The organism is Ottowia sp. (assembly GCF_035444425.1).
In the GTDB taxonomy this organism is placed as follows: domain Bacteria; phylum Pseudomonadota; class Gammaproteobacteria; order Burkholderiales; family Burkholderiaceae_C; genus Ottowia.
Genome location: NZ_DAOMOQ010000060.1, coordinates 1 through 12,030, shown reverse-complemented (window position 1 = coordinate 12,030; position 12,030 = coordinate 1). Strand labels below are relative to the sequence as shown.

The 12,030-nt window shown below is 67.2% G+C and carries 13 protein-coding genes; 4 read left to right on the top strand and 9 right to left on the bottom strand.

The genetic code is table 11. The features are described 5' to 3' along the window. Window positions 1–114 precede the first annotated feature (114 nt). The 3 genes from argJ (at window position 115) to PK606_RS15115 (ending at window position 2,906) form a co-directional block, all read left to right on the top strand. The gene (gene argJ, locus PK606_RS15125) at window positions 115–1,344 is read left to right on the top strand and encodes a bifunctional glutamate N-acetyltransferase/amino-acid acetyltransferase ArgJ (RefSeq protein ID WP_324565153.1); all 1,230 of its coding nucleotides are present in this window, start codon (window positions 115–117) and stop codon (window positions 1,342–1,344) included. Window positions 1,345–1,555: 211 nt separating this feature from the next. Further along, complete coding sequence (locus tag PK606_RS15120; RefSeq protein WP_324565151.1) at window positions 1,556–2,434, top strand: ATP-binding protein; 879 nt, start codon at window positions 1,556–1,558, stop codon at window positions 2,432–2,434. A 4-nt stretch (window positions 2,435–2,438) separates the two neighbouring features. Beyond that, window positions 2,439–2,906 (top strand): NUDIX domain-containing protein, encoded by a 468-nt coding sequence (locus PK606_RS15115; protein WP_324565150.1) that lies wholly within the window; start codon window positions 2,439–2,441, stop codon window positions 2,904–2,906. 45 nt (window positions 2,907–2,951) lie between these two features. Here the strand turns inward: PK606_RS15115 and PK606_RS15110 are convergent, their stop codons facing one another. Genes PK606_RS15110 through pilB form a run of 6 tightly spaced genes read right to left on the bottom strand, consistent with a single transcriptional unit; the run spans window position 2,952 to window position 8,421 of the window. Then, window positions 2,952–3,167 (bottom strand): DNA gyrase inhibitor YacG, encoded by a 216-nt coding sequence (locus tag PK606_RS15110; protein WP_324565149.1) that lies wholly within the window; start codon window positions 3,165–3,167, stop codon window positions 2,952–2,954. After that, window positions 3,164–3,919, bottom strand: coding sequence for a cell division protein ZapD (gene zapD / locus PK606_RS15105; protein WP_324565147.1), 756 nt, complete (start codon window positions 3,917–3,919; stop codon window positions 3,164–3,166). The genes PK606_RS15110 and zapD overlap by 4 nt, the downstream gene beginning before the upstream one ends. A 28-nt stretch (window positions 3,920–3,947) precedes the next feature. Then, window positions 3,948–4,562 (bottom strand): dephospho-CoA kinase, encoded by a 615-nt coding sequence (coaE, locus tag PK606_RS15100; RefSeq protein WP_324565146.1) that lies wholly within the window; start codon window positions 4,560–4,562, stop codon window positions 3,948–3,950. Between the two features lie 22 nt (window positions 4,563–4,584). After that, on the bottom strand, window positions 4,585–5,430 hold the full coding sequence (locus PK606_RS15095) for a prepilin peptidase (protein WP_324565144.1): 846 nt from the start codon (window positions 5,428–5,430) through the stop codon (window positions 4,585–4,587). Then, window positions 5,430–6,653, bottom strand: coding sequence for a type II secretion system F family protein (locus tag PK606_RS15090; protein ID WP_324565142.1), 1,224 nt, complete (start codon window positions 6,651–6,653; stop codon window positions 5,430–5,432). The genes PK606_RS15095 and PK606_RS15090 overlap by 1 nt, the downstream gene beginning before the upstream one ends. Window positions 6,654–6,681: 28 nt before the next feature. Continuing rightward, complete coding sequence (pilB, locus tag PK606_RS15085) at window positions 6,682–8,421, bottom strand: type IV-A pilus assembly ATPase PilB (protein WP_324565141.1); 1,740 nt, start codon at window positions 8,419–8,421, stop codon at window positions 6,682–6,684. Between the two features lie 685 nt (window positions 8,422–9,106). Between pilB and PK606_RS15080 the strand changes: the two genes are divergently transcribed. Then, window positions 9,107–9,538 carry a terminase small subunit gene (locus PK606_RS15080; RefSeq protein ID WP_324565140.1) on the top strand — a complete coding sequence of 144 codons (432 nt, stop codon included), beginning with the start codon at window positions 9,107–9,109 and terminating at the stop codon, window positions 9,536–9,538. Window positions 9,539–9,559: 21 nt separating this feature from the next. Here PK606_RS15080 and PK606_RS15075 read toward each other — a convergent pair whose 3' ends face one another. The 3 genes from PK606_RS15075 to PK606_RS15065 form a co-directional block, all read right to left on the bottom strand. Further along, window positions 9,560–10,330 (bottom strand): hypothetical protein, encoded by a 771-nt coding sequence (locus PK606_RS15075; RefSeq protein ID WP_324565138.1) that lies wholly within the window; start codon window positions 10,328–10,330, stop codon window positions 9,560–9,562. Beyond that, window positions 10,323–11,069: a hypothetical protein gene (locus PK606_RS15070; RefSeq protein ID WP_324565137.1), complete on the bottom strand. Its 747-nt coding sequence runs from the start codon at window positions 11,067–11,069 to the stop codon at window positions 10,323–10,325. Before PK606_RS15070 ends, PK606_RS15075 begins: the two co-directional genes overlap by 8 nt. Beyond that, window positions 11,066–12,030: metallophosphoesterase (locus PK606_RS15065; protein WP_324565135.1), on the bottom strand; the 965-nt coding region annotated here is incomplete at its 5' end. The genes PK606_RS15070 and PK606_RS15065, both read right to left, overlap by 4 nt.

Sequence of the window (12,030 nt, the reverse complement as noted above, 5' to 3'; positions counted from 1 at the left end):
GTCGAAGCCCTTCGACAAAGCCTGTCGTGAGCTTGTCGAACGGCTCAGGGCGAACGGTTCAGACTTCACAGTGCCGGATCAATAACCCTGTAACACCTACCCAAAGGAAGCGCCATGCCCGTCAACCTGTCCGCCCCTGATCCCGCACAGCTGCAGCCCGTGGCGGGCGTGCGCATCGGTGTCGCCGAGGCCGGCGTGCGCAAGGCCAACCGCAAGGACCTCACGGTGCTGCTGCTCGATGATGGCGCCAGTGTCGGCGGCGTGTTCACGCGCAACCGCTTCTGCGCCGCGCCGGTGCAGGTCTGCCGCGAACACCTGGATTCGGGGCAGGCCATCCGCGCCATCGTCGTCAATACCGGCAACGCCAACGCCGGCACCGGCGAGGAGGGCCTGCGGCACGCGCGCCAGACCTGCGAGGCGCTGGCCGGCCTGCTGCAATTGCAGCCGGAACAAGTGCTGCCGTTTTCCACTGGTGTCATCATGGAGCCGCTGCCGGTCGAGCGCATCGTCGCCGGCCTGCCGGCCGCCATCGCGGATGCCGATGCCAGCCACTGGGCGCGCGCCGCCGAGGGCATCATGACCACCGATACCGTGCCCAAGGCCTTCAGCGCCAGGGCCCGCGTCGGCGGCGCCGACATCACCATCACCGGTATCAGCAAAGGCGCCGGCATGATCCGCCCCAACATGGCGACCATGCTGGGCTTCCTGGCCACCGACGCCCGCATCGACCAGTCGCTGATGAAGCAGCTGGCGCTGGAGCTGGCCGAGGGCTCGTTCAACCGCGTCACCATCGACGGCGACACCTCGACCAACGACTCCTTCATCGTCATCGCCACCAATCAGGCCGGCAACGCCCCGATCACCTCGCTGGACGGTGCCGACGGCCAGGCGCTCAAGGCCGCGCTGCTGGGCGTGGCGCGCCAGCTGGCGCAGGCCATCGTGCGCGATGGCGAGGGCGCGACCAAGTTCATCACGGTGCAGATCGACGGCGGCCGGACCGCCGCCGAATGCCGCCAGGCCGCCTACGCGATCGCGCATTCGCCGCTGGTCAAGACCGCCTTCTTCGCCAGCGACCCGAACCTGGGCCGCATTCTGGCGGCGGTCGGCTATGCCGGCATCGAGGACCTTGACCAGACCCGGATCGACCTGTTTCTCGATGACGTGCACGTGGTCGAGGGCGGCGGCCGCAGGCCGAGCTACCGCGAGGACGACGGCCAGCGCGTGATGAAGCAGGCCGAGATCACGGTGCGCGTGAAGCTCGGACGGGGCGAGGCCAGCGACACCGTGTGGACCTGCGACCTGAGCCACGAGTACGTGAGCATCAACGCCGACTACAGATCATGAGCATCACCCCCCTGAGCGCCTGACGGCGCCTCCCACTTCTCTCTTCGGGAAGGGGGACATCGCCAGTGACCGGTACATGCCCGGCCACGGCGATCGCTGGCATGGCCTGCTCCGCGGCCCTTCTCTTGCTCCCTCTCCCGTTGGGAGAGGGTTGGGGTGAGGGCCAGCGGCGTGACGTGAACCGGATAGTTACCCATCGATGACAACCGCCATGAACGAATCACTTGAACGCCTGCTGGCGCGCGCCGAGCAACTGATCAACCGCATCGAGGCGGTGCTGCCGCAGCCGCTGGGCGCGCCCGGCTGGTCGCAGGCGGTGGCCTGGCGCTACCGCCGGCGTGCCTCGGGCCAGGGCGTGCTGGAGCCGGTACGCCACGTCAGCGGCATCACGCTCGCCGACCTGAAGGAGATCGAGGCGCAGAAGGAGAAGATCGAGCGCAATACGCGCCAGTTCGTCGAAGGGCGCCCGGCCAACAACGTGCTGCTGACGGGCGCGCGCGGCACCGGCAAGTCCTCGCTCATCAAGGCCTGCCTGAACGCGTACGCTGGCGACGGGCTGCGGCTGATCGAGGTCGACAAGGCCGACATGACCGACCTGCCCGACATCGTCGAAGTGGTCGCCGAGCGGCCAGAGAAGTTCATCGTCTACTGCGACGACCTCAGCTTCGAGGAGGGCGAGCCGGGCTACAAGGCGCTCAAGAGCATCCTCGACGGCAGCGTGGCGGCCAGCACGCCCAACGTGCTGATCTACGCTACCAGCAACCGGCGCCACCTGCTGCCCGAATATATGCGGGACAACCTCAGCTACACCCATACCGACGACGGCGAGGTGCATCCGGGCGAGGTGGTGGAGGAGAAGATCTCGCTGTCCGAACGCTTCGGTCTGTGGGTCAGCTTCTACCCGTTCAGCCAGGACGAGTACCTCGCGATCGTGGCGCAATGGCTGAGCGCGCAGGGCGCCACGCCGGCGCAGATCGAGGCGGCGCGCCCCGAGGCCCTGGTGTGGGCGCTGGAGCGCGGCTCGCGCTCGGGCCGGGTCGCCTACCAGTTTGCACGCGACTTCATCGGTCGTGACAGCGACGCAGGCTGAGGCCATGGACGATGGCAAGCCGCTGCGCGCCGATGCGCATCTGCGCCGAAGCGACGAGGGCCCACGTGCCGTGGTCGACGTCGCCGTCGGCGTGCTGCTGCGGCCCGATGCTGCGTTCCTGCTGACCTCGCGGCCCGAGGGCAAGGTCTACGCGGGCTACTGGGAGTTTCCGGGCGGCAAGCTGGAGGCCGGCGAGGGCGTCGAGGCGGCGCTGGCGCGCGAGCTGCAGGAGGAGTTGGGCATCGAGGTCGAGCCCGCCGCGGTGCAGCGCTGGCGCGAGCAACTGGTCGACTACCCGCATGCGCTGGTGCGGCTGCACTTCTGCAAGCTCACGGTCTGGCGAGGCGCGCTGCAGATGCGCGAAGGCCAGCGCTTCAGCTGGGAGCGGCTGCCGGTGCAGGTCGGCCCAGTGCTGCCGGGCGCGCTGCCGGTGCTGCGCTGGCTGGAGCAAGAGGCAGCGGCCGCCGGCTGAGCAGGCCGCTACCCGGTTGCGCGAGCCGCTGCCCGTTTGACCGGCTTACTGCGCCGAACCCTCGGGCGGCGTTTCGGCGCCATCGGCTTCCTGCACCTCGACCCGGAAGTTCTCGCTGGCCCAGGCGCCCAGGTCCTGCAGCTTGCAGCGCTCGCTGCAGAACGGACGGTACCGGTTCTCGGGCGCGTACAGGCTGGGCCCGCCGCAGGCCGGACAGCGCACGGTGCGGGCTTTCGGCGCGGTCGGCGTTTCGCTGCTCATGCGCACAGGGCCAGTTCAAGCGGCGTGTCCTCGCGCGCCAGGTGCAGCTTGCCGTCGTCCTCGCGGCGCAGCAGGCGCACCGCCACCATCAGGCGGTTGCCGCTGATCTCCGGCACCAGCTGCAGCGATGGATCGATGCGCAGGCGCAGCAGCTGGAACGAGCGGCCCTGCGGCAGGGTCTGCTGAAACAGGCCGGCCGTGGCCATCACCTTCTGCGGCTTGCCGGAGTCGCGCAGGATCTGCAGCAGCAGGTGGATGGCCTGCGCCATCGGCGCCAGCGAACTCGACCACTGCACCAGGTCGGCACGCCGCACGGCGGCGCTCTGGTGCTGCCAGGCATGGTAGGCCGGCAGGTCGAACGAGCAGGTGCCGGCGGGGATGACGACGCGGCTGCGGATCGCCATCAGCCATTCCTTGTCGGTCAGGTCGTGGCCGGGCTTGCCGTGCTGCTGGCTCAGCTGCTCGAACACCTGTTCCAGCTGGGCCAGGATGCCGTCGAGCGAGCTTTCGGAAATCGCCGGGTTGCCGCGGTAGGCGTTCATCTGCGCCTTCTGCCTCTCGACGTCCTTCAACACGTCCGACTTCAGGTCGGCGCGGCTGGTGACGTCCATCACCTCGAAGATGGTGGTCAGGGCGAAGTGGTGATCGAGGGCGCCATCGCGTGGCATCAACTGGCCCAGTCGACCAAACAGGTGCTCCAGCCGGAGGTAGGTGCGGATGCGTTCGTGGAATGGGTATTCGTACAGGATCACGCGGGAACTTCCGTGGCAGGCCGGCGAATCATAGCCCGAAGGTGGCCGCCAGGGCGTCAACTTGTGCACGCAATTGCATCAAGCTGACGCCGGCGCCGTTGAAGACCACCAGATCAGCCGCCGCCAGGCGCTGCGCGCGCGTCGCCTGCGCCTGCAGGATGCGCTCGACCTGCTCGCGCGGCAGCCGGTTGCGCGCCATCACGCGCTCGATCTGGGTCGCGGGTTCACAGTCGACCACCAGCACCCGGTCGACCTTGGCGCGCCAGCGCGCGCCCGATTCGACCAGCAGGGGCACGTCGAAGATGAGCAGACGGCGCCCGGCGTCGATGGCCTGGCGCGCCTGCCGATCGGTCTCCTGGCTGACCAGCGGGTGGATGATGGCCTCCAGCCGCTGGCGTGCGCCGGCGTCGCGGTAGACCAGCTCGCGCATGGCGTCGCGGTCGAGCGCGCCATCGGCGCCGATCAGCGCCGGCCCGAATGCGGCGCGGATCGCCGGCAGGGCGCTGCCGCCGGCGGCGGTGCTGGCGCGCGAGATGGCGTCGGCGTCGATGACCTGGCCGTCGTGCTCGGCCAGCATGGTGGCGACCGTGCTCTTGCCGCTGCCGATGCCGCCGGTCAGGCCGATCAAGACGGGGGGGCGCATGGCGTTCATCTGCCGATCCATCCTACAAGCCGATCGCGCGCAGGACCGATTGCGGCCCGAACAGCATGGCGGTGATGCCGCCCAGGGCCAGGAAGGGCCCGAACGGCACCACGCCGTCTTCGCGCAGGGCGCCACGCAGCTTCATGCCGATGCCGACGATGGCGCCGATGGTCGAGGCCAGCAGCGCCACCGGGGCCAGCGCCTGCCAGCCGAACCAGGCGCCAAGCGCCGCCAGCAGCTTGAAGTCGCCATAACCCATGCCCTCCTTGCCGGTGGCCAGCTTGAAGGCCCAGTACACCAGCCACAGCGACAGGTAGCCGGCGACCGCGCCCCACAGCGCATCGGCCAGCGCCACGCCGGTCCAGTCCAGCGCCGCCGCGATCAGGCCGGCCCACAGCAGCGGCAGCGTCAGGTCGTCGGGCAGCAGCGTGGTGTCCCAGTCGATCAGCGTCAGTGCCACCAGCGTGGCAGCGAAACCGCACCAGGCGGCGGCGGTCCAGCCCAGGCCCCAGCGCCAGAAGCACCAGGCGAACAGCAGACCGGTGACGAGCTCGACCACCGGGTAACGCAGCCCGATCGGCGCCCGGCAGGCGGAGCAGCGGCCGCGCAGCGCCAGGTAGCTCAGCAACGGGATGTTCTCGTACCAGCGGATGGCGTGGCCGCAGTGCGGGCAGCGCGAGCGCGGCCGCACCAGGTTGAAGGGTTCGCTGGCCACCGCCGCTGTGGCATCCGCGGCGGTGGCGCAGTCCTCGGCCCACTGGCGCTCCAGCATTCTGGGCAGGCGGTGAATGACGACGTTGAGGAAGCTGCCGATGAGCAGCCCCAGCACGCCGCCGAATGCGGCCAGCAACCATCCCGCTGGCAGCATCAGACGACTTGCCCCAGCTTGAAGATCGGCAGGTACATGGCCACCACGATGCCGCCGATGATGATGCCGAGCACCACGATGATGATCGGCTCCATCAGGCTCGACAGGCCGGCCACCATCTCGTCCACCTCGGATTCGTAGAAGTCGGCCGCCTTGCCCAGCATGTGATCGAGGGCGCCGGATTCCTCGCCGATGGCGGTCATCTGCGTCACCATGGGCGGGAAGATGCGCACGTTCGCCATCGCCGCCGCCAGGCTGCTGCCGATCGCCACTTCCTGCTGGATCTGCTCGGTGGCGCGGTGGTAGAGCAGGTTGCCCGAGGCGCCGCCGACCGACTCGAGCGACTCGACCAGCGGCACGCCGGCCGCGAACATGGTCGACAGGCTGCGCGTCCAGCGTGCGACCACCGACTTGCGCACCAGTTCGCCGAAGATCGGCAGCCTGAGCAGCAGCCGGTCCATCACCATGCGGACCTTGTCGCTGCGTTTCCAGGCCTGCGCCAGAAAATAGCTGCCGCCGATCAGCAGGCCGAACATCAGCCACCACCACTGGACGAAGAACTCGCTCACGCCGATGACGAACAGCGTCGGCGTCGGCAGGTCGGCGCCGAAGGAGCTGAACACCTCCTTGAAGGCCGGGATGACGAAGATCATGATCACCGCCACCACCACGAAGGCGACGATGACGACCGCGGTCGGGTACATCAGCGCCGAGCGGATCTTGGCCTTGAGCACCTCGGTCTTTTCCATGTAGGTGGCCAGGCGCTCGAGCAGCGTGTCCAGCATGCCGGCGGCCTCGCCGGTCTCGACCAGGTTGCAGTACAGCTGGCTGAAGTGCGCCGGGTGCTTGCGGAACGCGGCCGACAGCGAGGTGCCGGTCTCGACGTCGGCGCGGATGTCGTTCAGCAGCCTGGTCACGCTCGGGTTGGGGTTGCCGCGCCCGACCACGTCGAAGGCCTGCAGCAGCGGCACGCCGGCCTTCAGCATGGTCGCCAGCTGGCGCGTGAAGATCGCGATGTGGCGCGGCCTGATCGCCTTGCCGGCGCGCATGCGGCGCTTCCTGATCCTGGTGACGAAGACGCCGCGCCGGCGCAGCGAGGCCTGCACCTGGTTCTCGCCGCCGGCGCGTGTCTCGCCCCGCACCAGCTTGCCGTTGCGGTCCTTGCCTTCCCACTCGAAGACGAATTCCTTCACGCCTTTGCTGCCGAGCAGTTGCGTTGCCATCGATGAGCTCCCCGTCGTGCCTGCCCGATTATTGATTGGTCGTCGCCAGCACTTCCTCCAGCGAGGTGATGCCCAGCCTGACCTTGTGCAGGCCGGCGTCGCGCAGCGAGCGGACGCCTTCGCGGCGCGCCTGCTGCGCGATCTCCACCGCGCTGCCATCGGCCAGGATGATGGCCTGGATCGCCTCGCTGATCGGCATCACCTCGTACAGCCCGATGCGCCCCTTGTAGCCGTTGTTGCAGGCATCGCAGCCGACCGGCTTGTAGGGCGTCCAGCTGCCGTCGAGCTCGGCCTCGTCGAACCCGGCGTCGATCAGGGTCTGTCGCGGCAGCGGGGCCGGCGCCTTGCAGGCCGGGCACAGGCGCCGGGCCAGGCGCTGCGCCGTGATCAGGATCACGCCGGAGGCGATGTTGAAAGGCGCCACGCCCATGTTGCGCAGGCGTGTCAGCGTGCTCGGGGCGTCGTTGGTGTGCACCGTGGCCAGCACCAGGTGGCCGGTCTGCGCCGCCTTGACGGCGATGTCGGCGGTCTCCAGGTCGCGGATCTCGCCGACCATGATGATGTCCGGATCCTGGCGCAGGAAAGCCCGCAGCGCGGTGGCGAAGGTCAGGCCGGCCTTCTCGTTGACGTTGACCTGGTTCACGCCCGGCAGGTTGATCTCGGATGGATCCTCGACGGTGGCGATGTTGACGCCGGGCTGGTTGAGCAGGTTCAGGCAGGTGTAGAGCGACAGGGTCTTGCCGGAGCCGGTCGGCCCGGTCACCAGCACCATGCCGTAGGGGCGCTGGACCGCGGCCAGCAGGCGCGACTTCTCCTCCGGTTCGTAGCCGAGCGCGTCGAGCCCCAGCTTGAGGCCGCTGGAGTCGAGCAGGCGGATCACCAGCTTCTCGCCGAACAGCGTCGGCAGGGTGCTGACACGGCAATCGATGACCCGGTCCGGCCCCAGCTTGAGCTTCATGCGCCCGTCCTGCGGGATGCGCTTTTCGGCGATGTCCAGGCGCGAGATCACCTTGATGCGCGAGGCCAGCTTGTCCTTGATCGCCAGCGGCGGCGAGACGATGTCGCGCAACTCGCCATCGATGCGGAAACGCACCCGGTAATGGTGCTCGTAGGGCTCGAAATGCAGGTCCGACGCGCCCATCACGAAGGCTTCGCGCAGCATCTTGTGCAGGAACCGGACGATCGGCGCGTCATCGATCTCGGCGTTCTCGGCATCGTCCTCGCCGCCCGCATCTTCGATGCCGAAGCCGGCTTCGTCGAACTTGAACTCGTCGCCGATCAGCTCCTGCATCTCCTCCAGCGTCGACTTGGCCAGCGATTCGACGAAGCGGTCCAGCTTGTCGAACTCGGCAATCACCCAGTCGATGCCGGTCTGGGTCGCGAACTTGATCTTCTCGGCTGCCTCGTGGTTCGACGGATCGGCCGTCACCACCACCACGCGGCCGTTGCGCCGGCCCAGCGCCACCACCCGGTAGGTGAGGGCCAGCCTGGGCTCGATCAGGCTGCGGGGCAGCTGCCGCGCATCCAGCGCGTCGATGTCGATCAGGGGTGCGGCAAAGGCCTGCGACATCACCTGCGCCAGCGCCGCCGCCGGCACCGTGCCGGACTCGATCAGCTGGGCCACGAAGCCACGCTTGGTGAGTTGGGCCTGGTGGAAGATGTCCTCGGCGGCGTTCTGGCTCAGCGCGCCGGCCAGCACCAGCGCCCGCCCGACGCCCGGCAGCGGTGTGGCCTGGGGATGCTTCGAGACGGGGCTGGCGACGATCATGAAAGGAGCGGACCTTGGGCGAGAAAGGCCGCCATCATCGCCGATCCGTGAATACGTGTAAACGCGGTTGCGGGGTGCGTCGCACGCCCCGAACCGCTTCCCGCTGTGCAAGTGAGAGGGCAGGATGGAAGCAGGGAAACTGGTCGGTGAGAGGATTCGAGGATCAGATGTAAATCACTGATTTATAACGTATTGGCGTGCGGACAAATTGGTTTTGTTCCCCTATTTGTTCCCCGGTTTGCCCTCTGGTACCCCTCTTTGTCAGGGATGATAACCGGCCCCAGTGTAGCCCGTGCATGCGCTCACGCCAGCGCCGACGCGCCGCTCGCGCGCCTGCGATTGACTCCGAAAACCCAGCTCCGCACGAGAAGCGGCCCCGTGTTGAGTGGGGCCGCTGGTTCCCCAGTCACGGGGAAGGGGGAGAAAGTGCCGGGCTATCCGCCGGCGCCTTCACTGTAGCGTCGTCGGGCTGGTTGGGCGTACCTTGGACGGGGTAGGTCACACCGCCCTGAACACCGTCACCATCCGTCCCGCGATCCGCAGCCCTGCCGGCTCCAGGGGCAACAGACGCGCTCAGCTAAGCGCGGACGCCTGCCAGCAGCTTCCGCGGCAAGCAAGCTGGACGGCGACTTCGCTGTCGCTCCAACCATGGCTTACTTGCCCCAGTCACTGACCGGAGCGCACGATGTCCACGGCCACCACCCCTCTGACCCCAAAGCAGCAAGCCTTCGTTGCCGAATACATCGTCGACAAGAACGGAACGCAGGCGGCGATTCGGGCTGGGTACAGCGAGAAAACCGCCCAAGAGCAGGCGTCACGTCTGTTATCAAATGTTATGGTTCAAAACGCCATCGAGGAACTCTTGGCTAAGGCGATGAAGCGCAACGAAACCATGCTCGATCGCTGGACCCGACGCATTTGGGAGGAGGCCGATGACTTCTCGGAGTTCGCCAGCCATTCAAGCAGGGTGCGAGCACTGGAGGTTCTCGCCAAGCACTACGGTTTCCTGGAAGCCAACAACCGCCAGAAGTACGACCCTGTGACCGAACTGGTGAAGACCATCACTGGAACCGTGGTCGGCCCCAGGGGCATCAACATGGACGACGACGAAGCTTGATTCCGCAGCAGTCAGGCAGCCTCAGGTCGACCCAACCGGCACATCCCCAATCCACACCCACTGCTCGGCATGCCCGTCCCACACCACCACGCGCGGCCCCGTACCCCAGTGCGCCTGCAAGTCACGCGCAATCGCCAGACCCATCTGGTGATGCTCGATCCAGAATGCTTCAGACATGGTGTTGTAGAGCGTCCGGTTGTAGGCACTGATCCAGCGGACCAGGCGCCGCGCCAGTGGCATTGGCACATCTGCCTGCTCGAACGACAGCATGGCGCCTTGTGCGTTCCACAGACCACTCGCATGCCACTCCCGATCCACGCGCACGGTGTCCAGTGATTGAGTTGCGGCGATGCGTTGTGCTTCAAACTGCTTAACGAATTCTTCGCAACCATCGGTGGGCGGCGGCACTTGCGGGTCCACAGGGTGACCGGCGGCATCGTGCAACCGCACCGGGATGCCGTAATGGTGCGCCAGCGCCAGTAGGCGATCCAACTCGACCGGCACGTTGGGCGTGACAGTTCCTTGTCCTGCAACCTGGTCGGTCACGACCAGCAGTTCATCCACGGAGGCCAGGTAGCCCACTGGTGAGTGCGGCAGTCCGTCTTCCAAGTAGGCGCGACCAAACTCCTTGATCTGCTGACGCAGACCCTGGTCCCAATCCTCGGGGTACAGCCCCCGCGGTGCGGCGAAGTTCAGCACGGCGTCGGGATGTTGCATGACCAAGGCCAGCGCTCCCTGCCGGGCCTGCTCAGACATGAACACGATGCCGATGCGACGCTTCGATTCAGGCATGCTCAGATTCAGTGAAGGTAGCCGGAAGATCGCAACGGTTCAAGACGATCCGTCCCGGCGCCCAGCTCGTTTTCAGCCATGCCCCCCGCAAGGCCGTTGGCGGCAGCGCCAATAGATCAGCCAGCATCACACTGCACGGCACAGCCCAGTTCCCCCGCGCCCCGACTCCGTACACCTGACCGTTGACTTCCAGCCGCAGCAGCCGCTGGTCGAACCTCAAGACCACCGGGGTTTGCACACCGCCATCCTGCAGCAAGTCCGCCTCGGCACGTTGCCGAATCCACTTGATGACTTGCCGCAGCACCGCCCCATCCACCTGCAAGGACGGCGCCCCGACCTTGAGTCGCTCCAGCGAACGCCGGCTCGCCTCGTAGATCATGCCGGGATACAGCACCCTCGGCGTCTTTGCCGTTGGCCCCGCCAGCGACCGCCACATCTGCAGCACGGCCAGCACCGTTCTGCCCCTGGCCTGCACAGGCGACAGCATCCGCTCATCGCACAGGATGGTTTCCCGCTCCAGGTTCATCCCGCTGCCCACCAGGCGCCAGTGGGCGTCCCAGTCCAGCATGGCATTCAGACTCAACCGCTGACCGTCCAGAATGATGTCGCCCGCCCAGGCCGAGCCATCACCTTGCGCACGCATCCCCAGTTCCTGCCACACCTGCGCCGTCGGGGCATCTTCAAGTACCCATGCCACCAGGCTCTGGGCCTGCTCACGCTGATCCTGGGTGTTCGTCATGGCTGCACCCAGTACAGCTTGTCATCGGCAAGTTCGTCTTCGCCATCCCAGCGGTAGGCCACCAATGGCCCGTCCTTGGCGGCCGACCAGTCCAGGCAGGCCAGTTTGGGGCTCTCCACCTTCGGCACACCCTGGAACCAGTGGTGCCCGATCAGGATGGGCGAGCCCTCGATGGGTTTGAGCTCCAGCCCTGCCGGCCATTCCATGCCATCGAGCAGTTTTTCCTGACCCCGCGGCACCAGTGCCACCTGGCGGAAGTCGCTGGCGCTGTACCGCCAGTCGGCGATCCGCACGTCCTTGTGTTCGTGGCCTGACTTGTCCCGGATAGAGCGTCCAGCAGGCAACTGCAGCTCCAGACCGCAGGTCAGTCGCTTGCGGGCAGCACCGACCGGCCCCTTCTCGTCGTAGGCCCGGTCCAGCAGGGCATCGTCCAGGACCACGCCATCGACCCAGCCAGCAGCCTGGAGTGAATCCACCGAAGCCTGGTCCCAGCCGCCGTGCACCACCCGGATGCCGTCCAGGTCCAGGAACACCGGCAAGGAGCGGAACCAGTTCACCCATGCGCGGTGGCTGCCTGAACCTTCCCCTACCTGGTCCAGGAACTCGGCGTGCTGCTCCCGGTTCTTCCGGGCCTTGGGCGAGTCGACTCGGTTCGGGCGGTAGGCTTCCCCAGGATGGGCAGGGTTGTCCGTGATGTAGCCGATGGCATTGAACTCGTGGTTGCCCATGATGCAGCGGGCAGAACCTGAATCGACCATCGAGCGCGCGATCTCCAGAACGCGCATCTGATCCGGACCGCGGTCGATCAGGTCACCCAGGAACACCGCCTGCCGGCCCACCGGTGCCCGGAAGCCGGCACCAGAGGGAACATAGCCCATCGACACCAGCAGCGCTTCGAGCTTGCCAGCCTGGCCGTGGATGTCGCCGATCACGTCATAAGCCAACTTCGACATAGGACCTC

Bases quoted from the DNA above. Each gene is read 5' to 3' on its own strand.
- PK606_RS15090 (WP_324565142.1), bottom strand. From the start codon at position 6,653: ATGGCAACGCAACTGCTCGGCAGCAAAGGCGTGAAGGAATTCGTCTTC.
- PK606_RS15075 (WP_324565138.1), bottom strand. From the start codon at position 10,330: ATGCCTGAATCGAAGCGTCGCATCGGCATCGTGTTCATGTCTGAGCAG.
- argJ (WP_324565153.1), top strand. From the start codon at position 115: ATGCCCGTCAACCTGTCCGCCCCTGATCCCGCACAGCTGCAGCCCGTG.
- PK606_RS15070 (WP_324565137.1), bottom strand. From the start codon at position 11,069: ATGACGAACACCCAGGATCAGCGTGAGCAGGCCCAGAGCCTGGTGGCA.
- PK606_RS15115 (WP_324565150.1), top strand. From the start codon at position 2,439: ATGGACGATGGCAAGCCGCTGCGCGCCGATGCGCATCTGCGCCGAAGC.
- PK606_RS15110 (WP_324565149.1), bottom strand. From the start codon at position 3,167: ATGAGCAGCGAAACGCCGACCGCGCCGAAAGCCCGCACCGTGCGCTGT.
- PK606_RS15080 (WP_324565140.1), top strand. From the start codon at position 9,107: ATGTCCACGGCCACCACCCCTCTGACCCCAAAGCAGCAAGCCTTCGTT.
- PK606_RS15120 (WP_324565151.1), top strand. From the start codon at position 1,556: ATGAACGAATCACTTGAACGCCTGCTGGCGCGCGCCGAGCAACTGATC.
- pilB (WP_324565141.1), bottom strand. From the start codon at position 8,421: ATGATCGTCGCCAGCCCCGTCTCGAAGCATCCCCAGGCCACACCGCTG.
- coaE (WP_324565146.1), bottom strand. From the start codon at position 4,562: ATGCGCCCCCCCGTCTTGATCGGCCTGACCGGCGGCATCGGCAGCGGC.
- PK606_RS15095 (WP_324565144.1), bottom strand. From the start codon at position 5,430: ATGCTGCCAGCGGGATGGTTGCTGGCCGCATTCGGCGGCGTGCTGGGG.